This window comes from Microbulbifer sp. CAU 1566, assembly GCF_023156515.1.
GTDB lineage: Bacteria > Pseudomonadota > Gammaproteobacteria > Pseudomonadales > Cellvibrionaceae > Microbulbifer.
This window is the reverse complement of sequence record NZ_JALNMG010000003.1, coordinates 383,246-402,500: the sequence shown is the minus strand read 5'-3', so window position 1 is coordinate 402,500 and position 19,255 is coordinate 383,246. Positions and strand designations below refer to the sequence as shown.

Sequence of the window (19,255 nt, the reverse complement as noted above, 5' to 3'; positions counted from 1 at the left end):
CAGTATTCGGCTCTGGGTACGCGCACATTGGTGGAGTTATTGAACTCTGAAGAAGAAGTTCAGCAAGCGCGCGTCGAGAAAAGTAACACTCAGTATGACCTTTATCGGTTACACGTTGACTGTCTTTATACCGTAGGGCAAATCCGTAACGCGTTTGACCTGGAGGGGCGCGCCATTCAGGGCGTCGAAGTGCTGCCATGATAGAAACCGATCAGCAAACATCTGCGCCACAAGGACAGAAACAACCTATTCAAGGTGATCCAACTGAGCCTCGAGAATACAAGCTGTGGCTGAGCGCCATTGTAACCGTGGCAAAATTCTACCGGCTTGAGTTTTCTGAGGAAAATGCCCGTATTGCTTCCGACAGGGGAGGGGATGAGCCGGTAGAAAATGTGGTGCGCAGTATGGCCCGTCAGGCTGGCCTGGTCGCAAAATTCTGTGATTTTGAACCGGATATGCTGAGTCCCTGGCGGTTGCCGATTGTGGTGCAACTTCGCGACGGTCAAATCGGTGTAATCGAAACCACGGATAATAAAGGTTTGTTATCAGTATCTTTCAGCGGCGATCGAGGTGCTGCATCGCAGGTTAAGGCGGAGATACTGGTCCGCCATGTGACTTCCGCGGTCATTTTACGCCCTGCGCATAATGTGGCGGATGCGCGGGTTGATGACTACGTAAAACCACAACAAAAGCACTGGTTCCGCTCCATCATCCTGCGAGATCTCAGGCCTTATGGCCATGTGATGATCGCCACTGTCGTTGCAAATATTCTCGCCCTCGCCGGCATCTTATTTTCAAAGCAGGTCTATGATCGGGTAATTCCCGCAGAGTCATTGCCGACGCTCTATGTACTGTTCAGTGGTGTCATGATTGCGGTGCTGTTTGATTTTTTCATGCGTATTAATCGCATTCGGGTGACCGATCTACTAGGCAAGCGCGCAGACATTCGCGTATCTGACCTCGTATATGGGCACGCGGTTCGCTTGCGTAACAGTGCACGTCCGAAGTCGACTGGCGCATTTATATCCCAGATCCGCGAGCTGGAACGTGTGCGGGAAATGGTAACTTCCAGCACCATTCTGGCCCTGGCAGATCTACCATTCTTTTTTCTCTTCCTGTTTGTTATGTGGTACATCGCCGGACCCTTGGCTCTGGTACCGCTGGGTGCGCTTGCTGCACTGATTATCCCGGGACTGCTTGCCCAGCAAAAACTGGCGCGATTAGCCGGGGAGTCCATCCGCGAGTCCTCGCTGCGCAATGCGATGCTGGTGGAAACAATACAAGGTATGGAAGATATCAAGACACTTCAGGCAGAACAGCGCTTCCAGCAGCAATGGAATCACTACAACGCCGTTACTGCGGAGTCCAATTTGCGTCTTCGTGGCCTGATCGGTCGGCTTGTAACCTGGACACACAACGTGCAGTCATCGGTATTCGCACTGATTGTATTGTTTGGCGCCCCGATGGTGATGGCTGGGGATATGACAACTGGTGCATTGGTGGCTGCCTCCATTCTTGGTTCCCGAATGATGGCGCCAATGTCGCAGATCACGCAGGTTCTGAGTCGCTGGCAGCAGGCTAAATATGCTCTAAAGGGGTTGGATCAGATAATGCAGCTGCCTGTTGATCACCCCGAGGGACGACGCCGGGTACATCTGTCCTCCATTGATGGTAACTACCAGCTCCGACAAACCGCGTTCAAGTACGCTGGATGCGATGGATCGCCCGCGCTGCAGGTGGAATCCCTGGACATCCGCGCAGGGGAAAAGATTGCAGTACTCGGCCGTAATGGTGCGGGCAAGTCAACGTTGCTGCAGGCCCTGTCTGGATTTATGGAGGCTAGTGAGGGAGAGATCACCCTGGACGGGGTGAGTATGGAGCATATCGATCCCGCGGATACACGCCGGGACATCGGCTTACTCACCCAGAATGCCAATCTCTTTCACGGTACCTTACGTGAAAACGTAACGTTGGGCGCGCCCGGTGCTACCGATCGGGAAATTATTGCCGCGTTGGATATGTCTGGTGCGATGGAATTTGTACGCAAGCTACCGAAAGGTATGGATCACCTGATATTGGAAGGCGGCCTGGGATTGTCCGGTGGTCAGCGACAATCACTGATGCTGGCTCGTCTATTTATCCGCAACCCCCAGATCATTCTGCTGGACGAGCCGACCGCATCCCTGGATGACCTCACAGAAAAACGATTTATCGGAAAGCTAAAGCGCTGGGCGACAGGGAGAACACTGATCGTAGCCACCCATCGCAGCAGTACTCTGCAGCTGGCGGACCGTATTCTGGTGGTTGAGAACGGAAAGCTGATTCTGGATGAACCCAAGAACATAGCGCTAGAGAAACTGGCGCAAGCCAGCTCCAGGGCCAACACGGGTACTAGCGAGAGTGCGGGCGAGAGTGCGGGCGAGAGTGTCGGTCAGGCAGCGGCGTCCGCGCGGGATGTCAGTAAAGATGAACGGGTGAACTAATGGCAGATTCACAGCAGCATCGGAATAATCTCTTGGCCCTTCAGGAATCGGCCATCTCTCGGAGAGCGCGTGCACCGAAAGTCGCGGCTAACGTGGCTATTCTGGAAGCAGATTTTCACAATGCTGGAGCCTACTACAGTGAGGACTCGGACGACAGTGAGCTGACCAAGTCGAGACGTGTTATCTGGATTTTCTTCATGCTGCTGGTGTGCTTTATCGCCTGGTCTTACTTCGCCAAGGTAGATGAGGTTTCAAAGGGGGCTGGAAAGGTTGTTCCCACTTCGCGCGCACAGATTATTCAATCTCTTGAAGGTGGTATTTTGGCGCGTCTCAATGTGTCAGAAGGGGATATTGTTGAGCGCGGGCAGATCATCGCCCAACTGGATCCCACTAAAATACGCTCCAATGTGGAAGAGAGCGAAGCGCGGTATCGGGCGGCGTTAGCCAGTGTCGCGCGTTTGAGTGCAGAAGTGAACGGCACCGCTCTTGAGTTTCCCACGACACTTGATAAATACGAAGAGCTGCTGGCAAAAGAACGCAAGCTGTACCAGACCCGTCGTAAGGGCCTGCAGGATTCTCTAAGCAGTCTTGAAGAAGCGAGGGAGCTGGTACAAAGAGAGCTATCAATTACCCGATCTCTTGTGAACTCCGGAGCGGCGAGTAATGTCGAAGTACTACGTCTCAGTCGTCAGAAGTCCGAGCTGGATCTGAAAATCAAGGATGTACGCTCCGAGTATATGGTGCGCGCACGTGAAGAGCTTGCCTCCGTGAGCTCGGAAGTAGAAGCGCTGCGCTCGGTCATTGAGGGGCGTGCGGATTCCCTGACAAGGCTTACTCTGAAATCACCGGTACGCGGTATTGTCAAGGATATTGAAATAACGACGATCGGTGGTGTGCTGCCGCCCAATGGCCGTTTGATGGAGATAGTCCCTCTGGATGATCGTCTGCTGATTGAAGCAAAAATTTCCCCGAGAGACATTGCATTTATTCACCCTGGACAAGAAGCCAAAGTAAAAATTACTGCGTATGAATATTCGGTCTATGGAGGGCTGGATGGCAAGGTCACAACAATTTCACCTGACACCATCCAGGATGAAACTCAACCTGGTGAGTACTTCTATCACGTGATGATTTTGACGGAATCTGATGCCCTCATCAATCGTGCAGGTAAACAGTTTCCCATTGTGCCAGGGATGGTAGCTACCGTGGATGTTCGCACTGGTTCGAAAACCGTATTTGACTATCTGGTAAAACCTTTTAATCAGGCCGGTGAGGCTTTGCGCGAACGTTAAGTAATATTTTGGTTGGCCATCGATCAGGTCCTTTGCGTTGTCCTTTGGGCTGGTGGAATATTTGACGCAGTCCTTATCGAGGCTTCTCTATAATTGTGATTTGTAAAACGGCCTTGCTTAGTAAAAAGGAATAATCGATGGCTAGAAAAATTTATGATGTAGAAATACCACTCGGGACCTACTCTGATCGTGAAGGTCGGCAAAAAACGCGCTGGCAAAATGTTGGCGCGGTAATGGAAGGAGATAAGGGGCCCTATCTTTTGCTAGATCGCTGGTTCAACCCTGCCGGGATGCCCAATCCAGACGATCGTACCAGCGTAATTCTCTCGCTCATAGAACCAAAGCGCTGAAGCTTCACTGTTTATAGGTGGCTCATTTCATGACGGCCAATTTTGATGCTCTCGCTGTCGCTCAATCTGGTGCATTGCGCTTGGCAGCACTTACCGGAAAGGATGGTCGACTCCGGTACCGTTACGACTCAGAGTCAGATAGAGATCGGACTGGTTATAACGTACTTCGCCATGCTGGAACGATCTGGGCAATGCTGGATGTTTACTGTACGACTCGGGATTCGGCGTTACTCACCTCGGCAGAACGAGCCACTGCGTTTCTGCTTGACGAGTATCTTCGATTTTACAAGGATGCGCGGGGAGCATGCATCTGTGAAGACAATAAGATAAAGCTCGGCGGAAATGCACTGTCTGCGCTTGCACTACTAGAAGTCCATAGGCTGACAGGTGACAATTTTTTGTTCGCTGTTGCAGAAAGGCTCTGTCATTTTATGCTTGATCAGAGGCGTGAGCATGGAGACTTCGTACACAAGCGATATTATAAATCGGGAAAAATTTCGGATTTCACTTCTGAGTACTACGTGGGAGAAGCATTACTGGCATTAATTTCCTGTTATGAATTGACGGGAAATGCTGAAATTTTGAATGAGGTGAAGTCGGTTGAAGCGGAATTGGCGAAACAGGATTATGGGGTAAAGGAGCATTCTCACTGGATGCTCTATTCATTGGAGAAGCTTCAGCGCCATGATGACTCCCCGCACATTTATCATCATGCCGCCAAAATTGCTCACGAGATCATTTTCGACCCCAAGTATATTCATTGGGGCCGAAGTACTCCTACCGCCTGTCGCTCTGAAGGTTTACTCGCCTTTCTGCGAATGGATCACGAAAGCAACCATGATGGCGAACTTGTTCGAGCAGCGAGAGAAAGAGTCGAGGCGAACCTAGTTGAGCAAATGAACTTCTTTCTGGAAGATGGCAGCTTCGTTCGGGGTGGTGGTGATCGCAGGGATAGGGAAGTTAGAATCGACTATATACAGCATAATATTTCGTCTTTCTTGCACTACGCGAGAATGGCGCCAGCAGAAAAGCTTGGTTGTAAGGTTGAGGTTGATTCTGCCAGTGGTGGCTACTCGAGTAATAAGTATGTGTTAACTATTTGTGGTGATACCAATCCAGGAGATAGCTATCAAGAGCGCCAAGCACTTAAGGGAAAAAGTAATATTCTTGCCGATCATGGGCACGCATATAGCTTCACAAATTTCAGAAGAATGCTCGCGGATTCAAATTATTGTGTCTTGAACCTGGAAGTTAGCATGACCCAGCAAAGAGAGTCATGTTTGTCTGGGATTAAGCCCTACTTAGATTGGACTGATCCCGATGAAACGATAACCGTGCTGAGCGATCTTTCGGTGGATGCGGTATGCCTATCGAATAACCATACGATGGATTTCGGCGAATATGGCCTCGTAGACACGCTGGAATACCTTGATCGAGCGGGAATCGGTCGCTTTGGCGCCGGAAGAAGCCCGGAAGAGGCATTGGCAGTACAACATATATACCCGGACGACGACTCGCAGTTGGAACACATCATATTCGTTGGTGGTTTCGAGTACAGGGCTAATCATGTTGAATGGGGCTATTACGCAACTGCCGAAAATCCGGGTGTCAATTGCTGGTCAAGCCAGAAAGCATTTGATCAGATAAGTTCACTTAGAGCGCAATATCCCAAGGCATTCATCGTGGCATTTCCTCATTGGGGGAGTAACTATGCCCATGTAAAAGACAAGCAGCGACGGATAGCCGAGAAAATTGTAGAGGCTGGCGCCAATTTGATTTTGGGGCATGGATCCCATGCATTGCAGGAGGTTTCCCGGTGTCGCGATGTTTGGGTTTGTTACAGTCTTGGAAACTTTGTTTTCAATTCTCCGGGGCGTTTCTCGCGAAGTGATGTGCTGCCCTATGGGCTAATTTCACAGCTTTGCGTGCCAAAGGAGCTGGGCGAAAGCGTGCAACTCAAGTTATACCCAATACAATCGAACAATCTCAAGACGAATTATTTGCCGGACTTTGTTGAGGAGAGCGAGTTTCGGTCAGTGATCGAGTACCTATTGGCCGCCTCCCGCGAACAGGAATTGGCTGATATATCTTTTTCGAAAGACCAATACGGATATTTTTGTGCGATCGATTTAACCTGAATTAATTGATCGCTATGAAGTGCATGTGAATTAAACGTATTTAATTGAAAATTGATGCTTTTTTTAAATTAGTTTGTATCGGATATCGAATAGTCGAAGCGTATTCCGGAAGGTGAATGCATATGACGGAGCTAGTAAGAAACGAATTTCCAGCGGGTGACTATCTTTCACAAGCACAACTGTTCCGTAAGTACTTCAAGAGCAAGGGTTGTTCTGTAAAGCGAATTGGCCGTCTTCTCGAGGTTGAGTATAACGGTAGGGTCTGCCACATGCTTGAGACAGAAACCACGAATACCTCTCTTCTCGCTTACAGGATGCTCAAAGACAAGCGTGTAGCAAGGTCGTTGTTTGAGCGAATTCGTGTAAATACCGCGGTTGGTGCGGCATTCAGTTCGCAAGACCGTTCTGCCGCGCTAGAAAAGGTAAAGGAGCTGGGACTTGCGGTAATAAAGCCGGCTGATGGAAATAAGGGGCGTGGTGTATCCGTCGGGGTAACCACTGAAAATTTTGATGATGCCTGGCGATCTGCCCTGGCGGCTACGCATTCACAGATCTTGGTGGAGCAGTGTTTTGAAAATGGTGTCGAGGCCAGATACTGCGTGATCGATGGAGAGTGTGTCGCGGTGCATTCTAGGATGCCTCCGTCTGTGACAGGTGATGGCGTAAGCTCTATACAGGAGCTTAATGACAGGCGCAACGAATTGCTGTTGAAGCTGAATCCCAGCAGGCGCAACACTGAAGCAATAATCGATGAACACCGAAAGAATCTACTAGCTGGTCTGGGTTTTAGTCTCGATAGTGTGCCGGCTTTTGGTGAGAAGGTTATATTGGACTGGAAGGCTGGTATTTCTACCGGTGGTGATGCTCAGAATATCACGAGTCAAGTACACCCTGAAATGATTCGGATCGCTGAATCGATCGCGCTTGCCATTCCGGGATTGGACATTTGCGGCGTAGATATTCTCGCAAGAGATCATGCGATTAAACCCTCAGACGAAAATTACATTGTATTGGAGGCTAACACGCGTCCAGGTCTTAGTGGTCATCAGTACCCTGACTTTGGAGAGCCGATTGACGTAAGCAAACTGGTTGTGGAGTCGGTGATGCGTCGCATGCGTATCGGATAGATCATGCGTATCGGATAAATATAGCCGCTTTGATTATCTAGGCAACATAAGTGATTTTTATCCGGATTGTTTTAAAATGCTGTGAAATTGGTTTGTGTTGGCGATTATTGGAGGTCTCTTCGATTGATTAGATGTTGGGCGGCGAAGTTTTTCATTACGGGACCGATCCTTACGCTACTTTCGTTAGCATCCTATGCCGATACTGCATCCGGCGCGGCGACTGAATGGTTAGAAAACTATGATGCGGCTAAGCACTATTATCCTGGAGAGCGCTGGCAGCAGCTGCGCGATCCAGGTTTGGCCGGGTGGAATGGTGCACACCTTGCAGAGATCCGGAATATACACAAACAAATAGGTACCGATGCCGCCTTGATTGTACATCGCGGTATCATTATCTACAGCTTCGGTGAAATAAGCAGTAAATATCAGTTGTATTCCATTAGAAAAAGTCTAATGAGTCTCTTGATTGGTACTGAAGTTGACGCCGGCCGACTGAGAATTACTCAAACTATTGAGGACCTGGGAATAGAAGATAAACCAGCGCTGACTGCTTCAGAGAGGTCGGCATCGGTTGAACATTTACTGACTTCGCGTTCCGGTGTGTATCACCCCGCCGCTTTTGAGACCCCTAGGATGCGTGAGAGGCGGCCTAAGCGTAGCTCTGCAAAGCCAGGCGAAAGATGGTATTACAATAATTGGGACTTTAATGCGCTGGTGACAGTATTCAATCGGAGTAGTCCGCAAGATTTTTTTGAGGCTTTTGAAGCTAGAGTTGCTGATTCTTTAGGTATGGAATACTTTTCGGTAAAAGATACTGAATACCGTTATGAACTCGAAAAGTCTCAGCACCCCGCGTATCTTTTCAAGATGTCAGCTCTCGATTTGGCTCGAATAGGGTTGCTTTATTTGAGAGGCGGTGATTGGCTTGAAGATACCGTTGTATCTAAGCGTTGGATCATAGACAGTACTCGCGTATCTCATGCTTGGAATAATAGCGATCCTCGCTTTGGATATGGTTATATGTGGCACGTGAAAGATTATGGTTACTATGCTGCGGGGAATGGTGGCCAACGAATTTACGTATTTCCGGATTACGATCTAGTGCTCGTTCATCTGGTGGACAGATCTTCAGGAAAAAGAGTGGATGGCAAACAGTTGCGCCGCATCAATGGTTTGCTTCTTCGGGCACATCCGGATAGGTCATGCACTGAAATTTCTGTGTGTAGAAAGGTCCAATAAAATTTCAGTAGGTCGGGTGCAAGTATTATGGCATTTCGACAGGCTCTTCTTTATTCACCAATAAGAGAGGTTTGATCTGTTCGAGCTTTGGTGGTTCGATAAGTCCCATCAAGAGGTGCACCCGATTTGTGTTGTCGGGGTCTAAATTGGTTGCCCTGTGCTCTACGTCCACCCTGACCAGCCATGCTGAGCCGTCAGCCGGCAAGTGTACGCGCTCTATGCTTCCATCTTTTCTGCGCCACTCAAAATAGGATTCTGGGTTGGTGTTGATTGGAATGTGTAATCTCCAGGCCTCTTTCTTCTCATCCACGTGAAATGGCATTTCTTTACCGTTACTTTTCAGTTGCATTATTCTCGCACGGTAAGGTTGTAGGTTCTTGCTTTTTAGCGATTGTAAAACTTCATTGAGATATCCATTGCAAATTTTGGTTTTTTCTTTTCCGCGCTTGTTGTTTTTGTCATTCGATGATATGCGCCTGACACCGTCATTTAGTGACCCGTCTCTGCTGGTTACTGCCCAGCCGATATATTCAATGTTGTTATCCCGATAAGGTGTCGATGGTTCATTGGAAATGTTATCGTTAAATTGTTGTTGTAATTTTTTTATATCAACATGTAAATCCTTTACTTTTGCAAACATTATTTCATTTGTTTCGCTTTCAATGTATGGGAGATTTTTACCTTCACTCTTCGATATTTTTTGTTCATTTTCTAGAAGGTACTTCCTGTAGGCCACAAATCCAGACAGGTAGTGCTCCACATCGTCAATGCGTACCCGAAAGGCGTGGTGGCGAATATAAAAGCTGCCGACAATTTTTTCCGGGTTTTTAAAGTACATGGCATACTCGGGCCAGAAGTAGCCGTTGAGTAGATACATGGCCCGCGTGTGTAGTGCTCGGTAGAATTTTGGTAGGTCCAGCTGATTCAGAAGATAGGAAAATGCCTTTTCTTGGCGCAGACGGCTGACCATCCGCTCTGCGGCCATCATCAACTCCAGCAGAGTAGGGAAGGTGGTGATACGTTCAATGATGAAATCCAGATGGCCCACCACATTCTGAATGCCAAACTGGTAATAGCGCGCCGAAGGTCTGTACAGAGTCAGCTCGTTGACACAGTAGCTCAGCCAGTGGTCGTGCGCTTGCCAATGGTTGTTGGTAATAAAGTACTCGAAGGCTTTCTCAACAATGTTTAGCCAACGCTCATCCTTTGTCAGTCCGTACAGCCGCATCAGGCCGAACGCGGCTTCGCCATCGTAATAGATGATCCGGAACTCCTCTTTCAGAGTGAGCTCCGGGTACTGCAGGACGTGTACAAATTTTCCACTCGCCTGATCCTGCATAAAGCGGATGCCGAGCGCCAGTTGCTCCATCAACCCATCGTATTTGTTGCTGCCGGTGAGCTCGCAATATTTCACCAGTGCCAACAGACAGACGGCGTTACCTCCGAGTTTTATTTCACCGTTGGCCTCCACCAGGAAAGCGGCTTCCTCGCCGGAGGGGAGTTGCACCTTTTTGATCAGCTTTTCTGTGAGGTGTGCGAGTGCCCGATCGATAGCGCGTTTGGTGGGTTCGTCACGGGTCACTTCCCAGCCTTCGGCCATGGCGTAGGTGGAGCTTGCGTGGCGCAGGGTGTTGTAGGTGCCAATGGCGCGGTCGAAACAGCAGTGCCAGCCGTACTCGAAACGCCCATTCTTCAGTACTTGAGAAGCCAGGTAGCGGCTGCTGGTGTCTACCAGGTGGAAGGCTGTCGGCTCATCCAGTGCCTCGATGACACGACGTCCTGCATTTCGCCCGGGTCCGTAGAGTAGCTGTGGATTCGTTTTTCTATCGAGGAAAATGCCTTTTGTGTGCAGTACCTCCACCGTGGCTTCTTCCGTAAAATTTAGTGGTGTATTGGGGCCGAATCGACGGTCGGTGTAACTGCGAAACTGACTCTCATTGACCACAACATGGGCAACAGTGCTGCCACCATAGAGCATGGCGTTGCCATTCAATTCCTGTTCGAGGAAGGCGACTTTCCGTTGGCTGTCGAGGGCGAGTCCGTAGCGGAAGTATCCGCGCTTGGTATTTTTGAATCGCTCGAGCAACGCTGCCCAGTTCATGGGCTCGCTGTCGGTGACCCAGTCGATCCGCAACCACTGGCCTTGTATTTTTGCGCCGGTCAGTAATTTTCGGGACTGATTAGCAAGTTTCAGCCACAGGGCGCGCAGGTCTTGTCCACTCGCGTGGCATACCTTTGCACGCTGTTTACCGTCGCTGACGGAAAAAAACAGAGTATAGGGCGGCGTCAGGTTTTGCAGTTCCCGTTCCACCATGGGACGCGCGCGCGAAAATAGATCAGACAGCGGGTTGGAGTTGGCCATGGCGCTAGAGCTTTCCTGTCGGTCATTATTGTGACGTGCAGGGAAGGCGGGGATGTGGCGTGAAAACGCTGGAAAACGAGGTATCGACGCACTTCCCTGGCAGGCGATTCCGTACCAAAGAGTATAGATCTGTGATGGGGTTATGGTGGGCTAGCAGCGGGGGAATCTGCGCCATGGGTGGCCCGTGAAGAGCCACCCGTGAACACTGACTTGGGTGTTAGGCCGGAGTGATACCCGGTCTATTTACAGTTCTGCCGCCAGGCGTGATCCCTGGTCAATCGCGCGTTTGGCGTCCAGCTCTGCCGCCTCGAAGGCGCCACCGATCAAGTGACTGGATTGACCGCGTGCCTGAAGCTGGTCGTGGAGAGCGCGCAGTGGCTCCTGACCGGCACAGATGATCACATTGTCCACTTCCAGCAGCTTCTGCTCGTCGCCCAGGCGGATGTGCAGGCCCTGGTCGTCGATCTTCTCGTAGGTCACTCCCGCCAGGTTCTGGACCTTGCGGTGCTTCAGGCTGGTGCGGTGAATCCAGCCGGTGGTTTTGCCGAGACCAGCGCCCACTTTGGAGGCTTTACGCTGTAGCAGGAATATCTGGCGCGGGCTGGTGACCGCCTGTTGCGGCTTGAGTCCCGCGCGGTGTTCCAGGGCAATATCAACCCCCCACTCATCGAAGAACTCCTGCTTGCTACTGGCGATCAATTCGCTGGCGTGGTCATCGCTGTGGGTGAGGTACTCGGCTACGTCGAAGCCAATGCCTCCAGCACCGATGATGGCCACGGTTTTACCAACGGGTTTCTTGTGTTTCAGCACATCCAGGTAGGTGAGTACCTTGGCGTGCTCGATACCCTCGATGGGCGGGGTGCGCGGAGAAATTCCGGTAGCAATGATTACCTCATCGAAATCCGCGAGGTTCTCTTCTGTCGCTGTGGTATTCAGGCGTACTTCCACGCCAGTGAGTTCCAGCTTGCGCTTGAAGTAGCGCAGGGTCTCTTCAAACTCTGCCTTGCCCGGAATTTGCTTGGCGATATTGAACTGGCCGCCCACCTTGTCGCCGGCTTCAAACAGGGTCACCTGATGGCCGCGTTCTGCGGCGACGGTAGAGGCGGCGAGGCCGGCGGGGCCAGCACCGACAACTGCAATTTTCTTGGTCGCTGATACCGGCAGGTAGTTCAGTTCCGTCTCATGACAGGCGCGCGGGTTCACCAGACAGGAAGTGAGTTTGAGCTCGAAGGTGTGGTCCAGGCACGCCTGGTTACAGCCGATACAGGTATTGATTTCATCTGCGCGGTTTTCTGCGGCCTTGTTGACGAACTCCGCATCTGCCAGAAACGGGCGCGCCATGGACACCATGTCGGCCTTGCCTGCCGCCAGTACGTCTTCGCCCACCTGGGGCATATTGATACGGTTACTGGTAATGACCGGCACGCTCAGGTGCTGTTTGACCTTGGCGGTGATATCCGCAAACGCCGCGCGTGGGACACTGGTGGCGATGGTGGGCACCCGTGCTTCGTGCCAGCCGATACCGGTATTGATGATGGTGGCGCCGGCCTTTTCGATCGCCTGGCCGAGGGCGACAACTTCGTCAAAGTCGCTACCGCCCTCTACCAGGTCCAGCATCGACAGGCGATAAATGATGATGAAGTCCTCGCCCACCGCTTCGCGGATGCGGCGCACGATTTCAATTGGCAGGCGGGTGCGGTTTTCAAAACTGCCGCCCCAGCGGTCTTCCCGGTGGTTGGTACGGGAGACAATGAACTGGTTGATGAAATAACCCTCGGAGCCCATGACCTCGACACCGTCGTAACCGGCCTCGCGGGCCAGGGTGGCGCAGCGCACATAGTCATCGATCTGTTGCTCGACTTCCGCGTCGCTCAGCTCTTTTGGAGTAAACGGGTTGATGGGCGCCTGAATGGCCGAGGGGGCGACCAGAGCTGGGTTATAGGCGTAGCGACCAGCGTGCAGTATCTGCATGCAGATCTTACCGCCCTCCTTGTGCACCGCATCCGTAATTGCACGGTGCTCCAGAGCTTCTTCTGCAGTAGTCATCTTCGACGACCCCTGAAAAACCCCGCCTTCCTCGTTCGGCGCAATACCACCGGTGACGATCAGGCCCACGCCACCTTTGGCACGCTCGCCGTAAAACGCGGCCAAACGGTCAAAACCGCCAGGATGCTCTTCCAGATTGGTGTGCATGGAGCCCATCAGAACGCGGTTCTTGAGGGTGGTAAAGCCCAGATCCAGTGGGGCCAGGAGGTTGGGGTAGGCGTGTGTCATGGTGGTCATTCTCTTTCTGTCCGACTCTTGTGTGCCGACGGGGCCTGATAATGCGTCTTGTATGCAATCTCATATGCAAAAAGTTGCATATCGTTGTCCAAGGATAGCAATTGCCCGAAGGAACCTGCAGTGACCAATTCGACCGATTCCTCTGGCTTTCAGTGCGCCGGAGCTGACGAGAAGGTGGCGATACCCTTACCCGGTAGCGGCCCCGTTACAAAGCCCGCTTCAACCAAACAAGTTGAGCACTTGCTCCCGCAACCACCGATTGGCCCCTTCCTCATCCTGGCTGCGGTGCCACAGCAGGTGCCAGTCCATCTGGGGAATCTGAAAGGGTAGTTCGAAACACTTCGCCGGGTACTGTCGTGCCAGACTTACCGGTACCGTCAGCGCCAGATCCGTCTTCAGCACCACCAGTGGCGCCACCCGGTAATGCTGCACCCGCAACTTCACCTTGCGCCGGCGTCCCAGCTTGTTAAGGGCCATATCCGCGATACCCGGGCCGCTGCGACGGCTGGAGACATGGATATGCTCCAGCTCCAGATACTGCTCCAGTGTCAGGCTGGTTTCCCCGGCCAGGGGGTGGTCCGGGCGCAACATACACTGGTAGCGGTCCGCCGAGAGGCGGTGCTGGTTCAGCTGGGTGGCGGAAACCATCGGCACATCCAGCGCAAAATCCAGGCTGTTGGCCGCCAGCTCCTTCACCAGCTGATCCCGCGGCACATAGTAAGACTCCACACTGATCCCCGGCGCCACCTGCTGTAAATGCTCCAGCAACCGCGGTAATACCAGTGTCTCCGCCATATCGTTCATGGAAACCCGCAGGGTCTTCTGCGCGCTGGCGGGTTCAAACCGGTGGTGCTCCGTCACACTGCTCCCCAGTAACGCCAACGCCTGCTGCACCTTGGGCATGATGCCTTCGGTCAGGGGCGTGGGGCTCATACCGTTGGGTGTGCGGATAAACAGCTGATCGTCCATAGCCCGGCGCAAGCGGGCCAGGGCATTGCTCACCGCGGGTTGGGTGATGTGCAGGCGCTCGGCAGCGCGGGTCAGGTTGCGGGTGTTGTAGATGGCATCGAGTACCGGGAAGAGATTCATGTCGATCTGTTGTAACTGCACGGTCACGTCGCTCCTGATCCGGGTCCCCCCGATTGGTATCACTGCTGTGAATGTTTGGATATTTACATAATAAACTTTGATGATCCACACGGAATCGCTAGCTTTATCTCCCAGCAAAGGGCGCGAGTGAATAACCCGCGACGTAATTCGAAACCTTTCCGGCATCGTTTACTGTGCCGTCAACGGGAGAGAGGCCGTGCCAGAAATATTCGTTGTGCGCCACGGGCAGGCGTCATTTGGCAGTGACAACTACGACCAGCTGTCAGAGCTCGGCTGGCAGCAGGCACGCTGGTTAGGGGAGCACTGGGCGCAGGAGGCGGCGCAGTTCGACCATATCGTCAGCGGCGATCTGCAGCGCCATCGGGAAACCGCCCAGGGTATTCGCGAAGGCCTGGGACTGGATCGCCACCGTGTGGAAGAGCTGCCGCAGCTGAATGAATTTGACTTCAAGCGGGTGATGACCGCCTACGGTGAAAAAAATCCGCAGGCAGCCCCGCAAACCGGCGCCACACGAGCGGATTATTACCGGTTTCTGAAAATGGCCATGCACGCCTGGTCCGCGGGCGAAATTGCTGGCGCGGAAAGTTGGCAGCAGTTCGAGCAGCGCATTGAAGAAGTGTTGGGCGTACTGGCCGCCGGTGCCAAGGGTGGAAAAACCCTGGTGGTGAGTTCCGGTGGCGCCATTGCCATGATGGTGCGGCAGATACTGGGGGCGCCGTCCCACAGCGTGACGCAGCTGAACATGCAGATAAAAAACACCGCAGTCAGTCATTTCTTTGCCGGCCGCAGCGGTGTCAGTCTGCACAGCTTCAATCACGTTCCGCACCTGGATAATACCAAGCGCCGCGAATTCATTACCTACAGTTAACGCAAGATAATAAAACGGGAAAGCAACATGAATTTTGAATATTCCCCGAAGGTACAGGACCTGCTCTCACGCCTGAAACAGTTTATGGCGGAAGAGGTCATTCCTGTCGAGCAGACCTACTACGAGCAGCTCGAACAGGATCGCTGGGGCGAGCCGCCGATCATGGAAACCCTCAAGCGCAAGGCCAAGGATGCCGGCCTGTGGAATCTGTTTTTGCCGGACACCAAATGGGGCGCCGGCCTCTCCAATCTCGAATACGCACCGCTGGCCGAAGAGATGGGGCGAGTCGGCTTTTCTTCCGAGGTCTTCAATTGTAGCGCGCCGGATACCGGCAATATGGAAGTGTTGACCCAGTACGGGTCACCGGAGCAACAAGAGCGCTGGTTGAAGCCTCTGCTGGAAGGCGAGATCCGCTCTGCCTTCGCCATGACCGAGCCCAAAGTGGCCTCCAGCGATGCCACCAATATTGAAACCGAAATCGTGCGCGATGGTGATGACTACGTTATCAACGGCCACAAGTTTTATATCAGTGGTGCCCTAAACAAGCGCTGCGAAATCCTGATCGTGATGGGCAAGACGGCACCGGACAGTGAAGACCGCTACCGCCAGCAATCTCAGATTCTGGTACCGATGAACACGCCGGGAGTAAAGGTCGTCCGCCCAATGACCGTATTTGGTTATGACGACGCGCCGGAAGGCCACGCGGAAATTATTTTCGACAATGTCCGGGTACCGAAAGACAACCTGATTCTCGGCGAGGGTCGCGGATTTGAAATTGCCCAGGGCCGCCTCGGCCCGGGTCGCATCCACCACTGTATGCGCCTGATTGGCCAAGCCCAGCGCGCGCTGGAAATGATGTCGGCGCGGGCGGAAAATCGGGTGGTCTTTGGCCGCCCGATGATCAAACAGGGCTCCGTGCGCGAGGACATCGCCAGGTCCGCCTGTGAAATCGAGCAGGCACGTCTGCTGACGCTCAAGGCCGCGGACCAGATGGATCGCCATGGTAATAAAGCCGCGCGAGACCTGATTGCGATGATCAAAATTGTCGCACCGCAAATGGCGTGTAATGTCATCGACCGCGCCATCCAGATTCACGGTGCCGCCGGCCTCGGCCAGGATTTCCACCTGGCCCGCGCCTACAGTTACGCGCGCACTATCCGTCTCGCGGATGGCCCGGACCAGGTGCATATGATGCAACTGGGGCGCAACCTGGCGGCGGCCTACGCTGCGGAGGAGGGCTGAATGTCGGCAGTAGATAGTCCCTCTCATGTAAACCTGCTGGATACAGAAAAACTCTCCCGCTACCTGAATGGCAAAGTGGCCGGGTTTGACGGCGAGGTACGCGCGAGCAAATTCTCCGGTGGCCAGTCCAACCCCACTTTCAAAGTGGAAACCAGCGCGGGCACTTACGTGCTGCGCCGCCAGCCGCCGGGAAAATTGCTGAAGTCTGCACACGCGGTAGACCGGGAATATCGTGTGATGCAGGCACTGGCCGGCAGCGATGTACCGGTACCCAAAGTGCTGCACCTGTGCGAAGACCGCGAAGTGATCGGCTCCATGTTCTATTTGATGGAGTATTGCGAGGGGCGGATTTTCTGGGATGCAGCGCTACCGGAATTGAATAACGGTGAGCGGAGTGCCTTTTACGAAGAAATGAACCGGGTACTGGCCGCATTGCACAGTGTGGATCTGGACGCGGCCGGGCTTACCGATTACGGGCGCCCGGGCAACTATTTCGAACGCCAGTTCGAGCGCTGGCAGGGACAGTATCGGGCTTCGGAGCTGCAGGCGATCACGGCCATGGATCAGTTGATCTTGTGGTTGGGTGAGAATCTGCCGGAAGACGATGGCCGCGTATCCCTGGTGCACGGTGATTACCGTCTCGACAACATCATGTTTCACCCGACAGAGTCGCGTGCGATCGCGGTGTTGGATTGGGAGCTTTCCACCCTGGGGCATCCATTTGCAGATCTCGCTTACCAGTGCATGCAGCTGCGTATGCCCGCAGATAGCGGCAATATTTCCGGATTGATGGGAGTAGATCGCCGCAGCCTGGGAATCCCGAGTGAGCAGGAATACGTGGCGCGCTACTGCGAGCGGATGGGAATAGACCGTATTGATAATTGGGCGTTCTATCTCGCGTTCAGCTTTTTCCGCCTCGCCGCCATTATCCAGGGCGTCGCCAAGCGCGCCCATGATGGCAATGCATCCAGTAAAGATGCGGCCAAACTCGGGGCCTTTGTGGGGCCACTGGCGATGTTGGCCCTGGATGTCATCGAAAAAGAATCGAATTAAACGTCTACATAAACATCCACATAAATATCGACATAAACAACGATATAAATAACGACATAAACAGCGACAAAAACGACTGTTGGGAGAACACTATGGCGACCAATCTTTTTGATCTGAGTGGAAAAATTGCCCTGGTTACCGGGGCCAGCCGCGGAATCGGTGAGGCCATTGCCAGGTTGCTGGCGGAGCAGGGGGCCCATGTTCTGGTTTCCAGTCGCAAAATTGAGGGCTGCCAGGCCGTAGCCGATGCCATCAATGAGGCCGGAGGCAAGGCCGAAGCCTTGCCCTGTCATATCGGCAATATGGAAGATATTACGCAGGTGTTCAGCCATATCCGCGATCAGTACGGCAAGCTGGATATCCTGGTGAACAACGCCGCGACCAATCCCTATTTCGGACACATCCTGGACACGGATCTCGGTGCCTTTGAAAAAACCGTAGCGGTAAACATCCGTGGCTATTTCTTTATGTCGGTGGAAGCGGGCAAGCTGATGCGGGAAAACGGCGGAGGTTGCATCGTCAATACCGCCTCCATTAATGCACTGCAGCCGGGTGTGGGGCAGGGTATCTATTCCATTACCAAGGCAGCAGTGGTCAACATGACCAAGGCGTTTGCCAAGGAGTGCGCCCAATTCAATATCCGCGTCAATGCGCTGTTGCCCGGTCTGACCAAAACCAAATTTGCCGGTGCGCTCTTTTCCCACGAGGAAATCTACAAAACCGCGGTCAGCCATATTCCCATGCACCGCCACGCGGAGCCGGAAGAAATGGCCGGTACCGTGTTGTATCTGGTTTCCGATGCCGGTAGCTACACCAACGGCGAATGCGTGGTGGTAGATGGCGGCCTGACTTCCTGCGGGGGGCTGTGATCATGGTGGAATCTAACAAAGACCCGATGCTGGATTTCACTGGCAAAGTCGCTTTGGTCACCGGTGCCGCAAGTGGCTTCGGTGCGCTGATTTCCGAAGAACTGGGCCGCCGCGGTGCGCGCCTGGTACTGGGCGATATCAACGAAGCGGGCCTCGAGCCAGTTGTGGACAAACTGACGGCACTGGGCGTGGAAGTGCAGGCCGTGGCCTGTGATGTGTCCTCGGAAACCGACTGTGCCGCCATGGTGGCACTGGCTCGGGAGAATTTTGGTGGGCTGGATATCGCCATCAACAACGCCGGCATCGCGCCGCCGTTGCAATATTTCGAAGAGGTGGATGAAGAAACCTTTGATCTGCAACACCGGGTGAATGTGAAAGGTGTTTTCTTCGGTATGAAGCACCAGCTGAAAATGATGCGCACCCAGGGCAGTGGTGTGATCCTCAATGTCAGTTCCATGGCCGGCCTCGGCGGTGCGCCCAAGGCCTCGTCATACTCTGCCGCCAAGCACTCGGTGGTTGGTCTGACCCGCACTGCAGCAGTGGAGTATGCCCGTCACAACGTGCGTGTTAACGCCATCTGTCCTTTTTACACCCTGACACCGATGGTCGCGGATATGCAGGCGCCGGAAGGTGCCACAGTGGAACAGGTACATTCCATCTTTGCCGCAGGTTGCCCGATGAAACGCTTGGGTAAACCGGAAGAAGTGGTCAGTGCCATGTTGATGCTGTGCTCTCCGGCGCTGACTTATGTTACCGGACAGGCACTGGCAGTAGACGGTGGTGTGTCCGCATTCTGATTTTGAATGGAAGAATAAATTTAACGATTTGCGATAGGGAGC

At 53.0% G+C, this 19,255-nt stretch carries 15 protein-coding genes (1 of these 15 only partly in view); 12 read left to right on the top strand and 3 right to left on the bottom strand.

The window, feature by feature from the left end:
* The 7 genes from M0G74_RS10075 to M0G74_RS10045 form a co-directional block, all read left to right on the top strand.
* Positions 1–201, top strand: partial view of a TolC family outer membrane protein gene (locus M0G74_RS10075; protein ID WP_248216452.1) — the end only. It extends 1,038 nt beyond the left edge of the window; 201 of the gene's 1,239 nt are visible here — the last part of the coding sequence; the start codon falls outside the window, past its left edge; its stop codon occupies positions 199–201.
* Between the two features lie 47 nt (positions 202–248).
* On the top strand, positions 249–2,483 hold the full coding sequence (locus M0G74_RS10070) for a type I secretion system permease/ATPase (RefSeq protein ID WP_348983710.1): 2,235 nt from the start codon (positions 249–251) through the stop codon (positions 2,481–2,483).
* The gene (locus M0G74_RS10065; protein WP_248216450.1) at positions 2,483–3,775 is read left to right on the top strand and encodes an HlyD family type I secretion periplasmic adaptor subunit; all 1,293 of its coding nucleotides are present in this window, start codon (positions 2,483–2,485) and stop codon (positions 3,773–3,775) included. The genes M0G74_RS10070 and M0G74_RS10065 overlap by 1 nt, the downstream gene beginning before the upstream one ends.
* A 137-nt stretch (positions 3,776–3,912) precedes the next feature.
* On the top strand, positions 3,913–4,125 hold the full coding sequence (locus M0G74_RS10060; RefSeq protein WP_160154035.1) for a hypothetical protein: 213 nt from the start codon (positions 3,913–3,915) through the stop codon (positions 4,123–4,125).
* Between the two features lie 29 nt (positions 4,126–4,154).
* On the top strand, positions 4,155–6,263 hold the full coding sequence (locus tag M0G74_RS10055; RefSeq protein ID WP_248216449.1) for a CapA family protein: 2,109 nt from the start codon (positions 4,155–4,157) through the stop codon (positions 6,261–6,263).
* 122 nt (positions 6,264–6,385) lie between these two features.
* Positions 6,386–7,390: a hypothetical protein gene (locus M0G74_RS10050; RefSeq protein ID WP_248216448.1), complete on the top strand. Its 1,005-nt coding sequence runs from the start codon at positions 6,386–6,388 to the stop codon at positions 7,388–7,390.
* A gap of 123 nt (positions 7,391–7,513) precedes the next feature.
* Positions 7,514–8,629 (top strand): serine hydrolase, encoded by a 1,116-nt coding sequence (locus M0G74_RS10045; protein ID WP_248216447.1) that lies wholly within the window; start codon positions 7,514–7,516, stop codon positions 8,627–8,629.
* A gap of 25 nt (positions 8,630–8,654) precedes the next feature.
* Here M0G74_RS10045 and M0G74_RS10040 read toward each other — a convergent pair whose 3' ends face one another.
* The 3 genes from M0G74_RS10040 to M0G74_RS10030 all read right to left on the bottom strand — a co-directional run bounded on the left by M0G74_RS10040 (position 8,655) and on the right by M0G74_RS10030 (position 14,384).
* On the bottom strand, positions 8,655–10,991 hold the full coding sequence (locus tag M0G74_RS10040; protein ID WP_248216446.1) for a hypothetical protein: 2,337 nt from the start codon (positions 10,989–10,991) through the stop codon (positions 8,655–8,657).
* Positions 10,992–11,234: 243 nt separating this feature from the next.
* Positions 11,235–13,265: an NADPH-dependent 2,4-dienoyl-CoA reductase gene (locus M0G74_RS10035; RefSeq protein ID WP_248216705.1), complete on the bottom strand. Its 2,031-nt coding sequence runs from the start codon at positions 13,263–13,265 to the stop codon at positions 11,235–11,237.
* A 228-nt stretch (positions 13,266–13,493) separates the two neighbouring features.
* Positions 13,494–14,384, bottom strand: a complete 891-nt coding sequence (locus M0G74_RS10030) for a LysR family transcriptional regulator (RefSeq protein WP_248216445.1) — start codon at positions 14,382–14,384, stop codon at positions 13,494–13,496.
* Between the two features lie 196 nt (positions 14,385–14,580).
* Here M0G74_RS10030 and M0G74_RS10025 point away from each other — a divergent pair, with 196 nt between their 5' ends.
* The 5 genes from M0G74_RS10025 (at position 14,581) to M0G74_RS10005 (ending at position 19,213) form a co-directional block, all read left to right on the top strand.
* A complete protein-coding gene (locus tag M0G74_RS10025) occupies positions 14,581–15,252 on the top strand; it encodes a histidine phosphatase family protein (RefSeq protein ID WP_248216444.1) in 672 nt (223 codons plus the stop codon).
* Between the two features lie 27 nt (positions 15,253–15,279).
* Positions 15,280–16,494, top strand: a complete 1,215-nt coding sequence (locus M0G74_RS10020) for an acyl-CoA dehydrogenase family protein (RefSeq protein ID WP_248216443.1) — start codon at positions 15,280–15,282, stop codon at positions 16,492–16,494.
* Positions 16,495–17,547 (top strand): phosphotransferase, encoded by a 1,053-nt coding sequence (locus M0G74_RS10015; RefSeq protein ID WP_248216442.1) that lies wholly within the window; start codon positions 16,495–16,497, stop codon positions 17,545–17,547. It begins immediately after the preceding gene.
* 92 nt (positions 17,548–17,639) lie between these two features.
* Positions 17,640–18,416, top strand: coding sequence for an SDR family oxidoreductase (locus tag M0G74_RS10010; RefSeq protein WP_248216441.1), 777 nt, complete (start codon positions 17,640–17,642; stop codon positions 18,414–18,416).
* A gap of 2 nt (positions 18,417–18,418) precedes the next feature.
* Positions 18,419–19,213, top strand: coding sequence for an SDR family oxidoreductase (locus M0G74_RS10005; RefSeq protein ID WP_248216440.1), 795 nt, complete (start codon positions 18,419–18,421; stop codon positions 19,211–19,213).
* Positions 19,214–19,255: the final 42 nt, after the last annotated feature.